At 70.5% G+C, this 3,625-nt stretch carries 5 protein-coding genes; all 5 read right to left on the bottom strand.

The genetic code is table 11. The features are described 5' to 3' along the window. On the bottom strand, nt 1–835 hold an 835-nt coding region (locus AB0M20_RS32310; protein ID WP_364304122.1), incomplete at its 3' end, for a dihydroxyacetone kinase subunit DhaK. Further along, nucleotides 832–1,464: a dihydroxyacetone kinase subunit DhaL gene (dhaL, locus tag AB0M20_RS32305; RefSeq protein ID WP_364304121.1), complete on the bottom strand. Its 633-nt coding sequence runs from the start codon at nt 1,462–1,464 to the stop codon at nt 832–834. The genes dhaL and AB0M20_RS32310, both read right to left, overlap by 4 nt. Beyond that, nucleotides 1,461–2,234, bottom strand: a complete 774-nt coding sequence (locus tag AB0M20_RS32300) for an HAD-IA family hydrolase (protein WP_364304120.1) — start codon at nt 2,232–2,234, stop codon at nt 1,461–1,463. The genes dhaL and AB0M20_RS32300 overlap by 4 nt, the downstream gene beginning before the upstream one ends. Next, nucleotides 2,228–3,088: a class II fructose-bisphosphate aldolase gene (locus AB0M20_RS32295; RefSeq protein WP_364304119.1), complete on the bottom strand. Its 861-nt coding sequence runs from the start codon at nt 3,086–3,088 to the stop codon at nt 2,228–2,230. The genes AB0M20_RS32300 and AB0M20_RS32295 overlap by 7 nt, the downstream gene beginning before the upstream one ends. Nucleotides 3,089–3,096: 8 nt before the next feature. After that, on the bottom strand, nt 3,097–3,625 hold a 529-nt coding region (locus tag AB0M20_RS32290; protein WP_364304118.1), incomplete at its 5' end, for a response regulator transcription factor.

Raw genomic sequence — 3,625 nt, 5'->3', positions numbered from 1 at the left:
GGTGGGCGTGGCGGTAGAGGATGTACAGCTCGCTGATCGGCGTACCCCCCAAGCCGTTGATCATCAGGGCGACCCGGTCGCCGGACCGGTACGGCAGGTCCGGGACCACCGCGCCGAGCAGGTCGTCGACGATCTGGTCGGCCGTCGCGAGCTTGCGACGCTCACGTCCCGGCTCGCCGTGGATGCCGACGCCGAACTCCATCTCGTCGCCGCCCAGGTCGAACAGCGGCGAGCCCTTCGCCGGTGGCGTACACGCCGTGAGCGCGACCCCCATGGTCCGCGTGACGTCGTTGACCTTGCGGCCGATCCGCAGCAGCTCGTCGAGGTCGGCGCCCTGCTCGGACGCCGCACCGACCGCCTTGATGACGAAGAAGTTGCCGGCCACGCCACGCCGGCCGACCGTGTAGGTGGAGTCCTGCACGGCCACGTCGTCGTTGATCGTGAGGATCTCGCACCGCACGCCGTCCGCCTCGGCCATCTCCTTGCCCATGTCGAAGGCCATCCGGTCGCCGGTGTAGTTGTTGACCAGCAGCAGCACGCCCTTCTCCGAGTTGAGCAGCTTCGCGGTCTCGTACACGTAGTCCATCGGTGGCGCGGCGAACACGTCACCCGGGCAGGCCGCGTCGAGCATGCCCTTGCCGACCGCCATCACGTGCGCCGGCTCGTGGCCGGAGCCCGACCCCTGCACGATCGACACCTTGCCGGCGTCGGGCGCGTCGGCCCGCATGATGAGGTTGTAGGCGGGCACGTACTTGAGGGTGTCGGGGTTGGCCAGGGCGATGCCCTCGAGCATCTCCGGTACGAAATTCTTCGGATCGTTCACGAACTTCTTCACGACGCCGCTCCTTCGTTCTGCCAGGTTTCGCTGATCCGTTCGGTGATGACGGCCACCGCGACAGCGCCGGCGTCGACCGATCCCCTGCTGCGCTCGCCGGTGTACGACGCGCGCCCCCGCTTCGCGACCATCTCGCTGGTGGCATCCGCCGCCTCCCGGGCCGCCACCGCGGCCGCCCGGACCGCCTCCTGCGCGGAAGCGCCCTCGCTCAGCGACGACTCGAGGCGGTCGGTCAACGGCACCAGCGCGTCCAGCAGCGTCTTGTCGCCGACGTCGGACTGGCCGCGCGCCTTGATGCCCTCGATCGCCGCCCGCAGCATCGCGACGACGTCCGGAGAGGTGTCGTCGCCCGCCGCCGCGCCCGCGCGCATGAACGCTGTTCCCCAGAGGGGCCCGGAGGTGCCACCGATGCGGGAGGCGATGACCATGCCGGTCCGCTTGAGGAACGTCCCGGGACTGCTGCGGTCCAGGTCGTCCCAGCCCTCGAGGAGCTTCTCGAAGCCGCGGGCCAGCGAGTATCCGAAGTCGCCGTCGCCGACGACCGAGTCGAGATCGCCGAAGTACTTCTCGTTCTCGATCGCGGTCTCGGCGATCGTGCGGACCACCCCTTCCGTTCTCGACAGGCTCATCGGGCCCCCTCCAAAGTCCTACGCAGGTCGTCGAGCGTCAGGAAGTCGCCCGGTGTTGCGGCGCCGCGGTTCGCCAGCACCTCGATCGGCGGGCGACCGGGGTCGCCCAGCTCCGAGACCACGAGTACGGCCTCGCTGAAGTCCTCGTCGCGGGTGTATCCGTTGACCGTCACCAGGCAACGCAGCCCCGCACCGGTCGCGGCCAGCAGCCCGTTGCGTGAGTCCTCGATCACCAGCGTGTCCGCAGTGGACAATCCGAGTTCCCCGACGGTCAGGCGGTAGATGGCCGGGTCGGGCTTCTTGGCCGGCACCACGTCACCGGCGAAGACCGGGATCTTCTCGATCAGCGAGCCGACCGCGTTCTGCAGCACCGCGCGCACCGACTCCTCCGCCGACGTCGACGCCACCGCGACGGTCCAGCCCTCCGCGAGCGCCGCCTCGATGATCCGGGCAATGCCCGGACGGGGCGGGATGCGGCCTTCGGCCACCAGCTTCTTGAACGCCGCGGTCTTCGCCTTGTGCCAGGTCGAGAGCAGTTGGGTACGGTCGGAGCCGCCGACCGCCGAAGCGAAAGCGGGGTCCTCGAACAGGCTGGCCATCCGCTCCTTGCCGCCGCCGATCCGCAGCTTCTCGCCGTACTCCTGCTCGCTCCACCGCACCGGCAGGCCGAACCGCTCGAAGGTGGCGTTGAAGGCCGGCAGATGGCCGTAGCGCTCGGTGTCGGCGAGCACCCCGTCGCAGTCGAAGACCAGCGCCCGCCCCTTCACCACGCCCGCCCCGCGCCGCCGAAGAGCCGGATGTGCTGCCGCGCCATCTCCATCACCGCGGCCCGCTGGTGCTTGAACAGCGTCGGCGGGTCCCACTTCCGGCGCTCGGCCGCGTCCTGCAGCGACTCGAGCCCCGACTTCATGAAGCTCTCCTTGAGCGCGGTCGAGATGTTGACCTTGGCGCAGCCGCGTGCGATGAGGTCGGTGAACTGCTCGTCGGACAGGCCGGTGCCGCCGTGCAGGGCCATCGGCACGCCGGTCGCGGCGACCAGGTCGCTGACCCGCTGCGCGTCCAGCGTCGGCGCCTGCTTGTACTGGCCGTGCGCGTTGCCGATGGCCGGCGCGAAGCAGTCGACGCCGGTGCTCCGGATGAAGTCGACCGCCACCTCCAGCGACTGGATCTTCGAAGCCTCGTCCGAGCCGATGTCGTCCTCGACGCCCTGGATCCCCTCGATCTCGCCCTCCACGTGCGCGCCGGTCTTCCGCGCCTCGGCGACCACCTCGGTGGTCTGCCGCAGGTTCTCGGCGACGTCCAGCTCGTGCGCGTCGAACAGCACCGAGTTCCAGCCGCCGGCCAGGCAGTCGGAGATGACCGCGCGGTCGGGGCAGTGGTCGAGGTGCAGGGTGACCGGCACGTCGACGCCGCGCATCAGCGCCTGGAAGATGCCGAAGAGCTGGTCGCGGCCGTACTGCTTCACGGTCTTGACGGAGGTCTGCAGGATGACCGGGGCGCGTTCCTCGACGGCCACGGCGAGGACCGCCTCGATGCTCAGGTCGTTGATGATGTTGAAGGCGCCGACGCCGTAGCGCTCGGCGAGGGCGCGGTCGAGGATCTCCTTCATGGGCACGACGGGCATGCGCCCAGTCAAGCCACGGGTCCCCCGGTCCGGGTATGGGGTGAATCCCCCATGCCCAGCCAGCCGTTGTCCAGCGCCGTCACCACGGCCGCGGTCCGGTTCGACGCGCCGGTCTTGCGCATGATCGCGCCGACGTGCTTCTCCACCGTCTTCGGCGACAGCGCCAGCCGGGTGGCGATCTCGCGGTAGGTGAGGCCCTGCCGGAGGAACTCCAGGACGTCGGTCTCGCGCGGGGTGAAGGGCGTTTCGGGCATCGCGTACGGAAGATCGGCGCGCAACAGGACACCCCAGCCGCGCACCTTCTCCAGCGTGACCTCTCCCCCGGCGATCTTGGGCGGCTCGACCCACGACGAGGACTGCACGAGCACCCGCACCCCGTCCGGGCGGTAGACGATCGATGCCCGCCCCGCGTCGCCGACCAGACCCGCGGCCACCCGCGCGACCTCGGGCGCGACCGGCCGCACCGCCCCGGCCTCGGTGACCACCGTCCCGGCCTGCCGCAGCACACCCGCGAGCGAGGTGCCGGCGCCCCGGGTG

The sequence above is a fragment of the Actinoplanes sp. NPDC051633 genome (genome assembly GCF_040681735.1).
Lineage (GTDB): Bacteria > Actinomycetota > Actinomycetes > Mycobacteriales > Micromonosporaceae > Actinoplanes.
This window is presented reverse-complemented; position numbering and strand designations above follow the sequence as displayed.

Bases quoted from the DNA above. Each gene is read 5' to 3' on its own strand.
- dhaL (WP_364304121.1), bottom strand. From the start codon at position 1,464: ATGAGCCTGTCGAGAACGGAAGGGGTGGTCCGCACGATCGCCGAGACC.
- AB0M20_RS32295 (WP_364304119.1), bottom strand. From the start codon at position 3,088: ATGCCCGTCGTGCCCATGAAGGAGATCCTCGACCGCGCCCTCGCCGAG.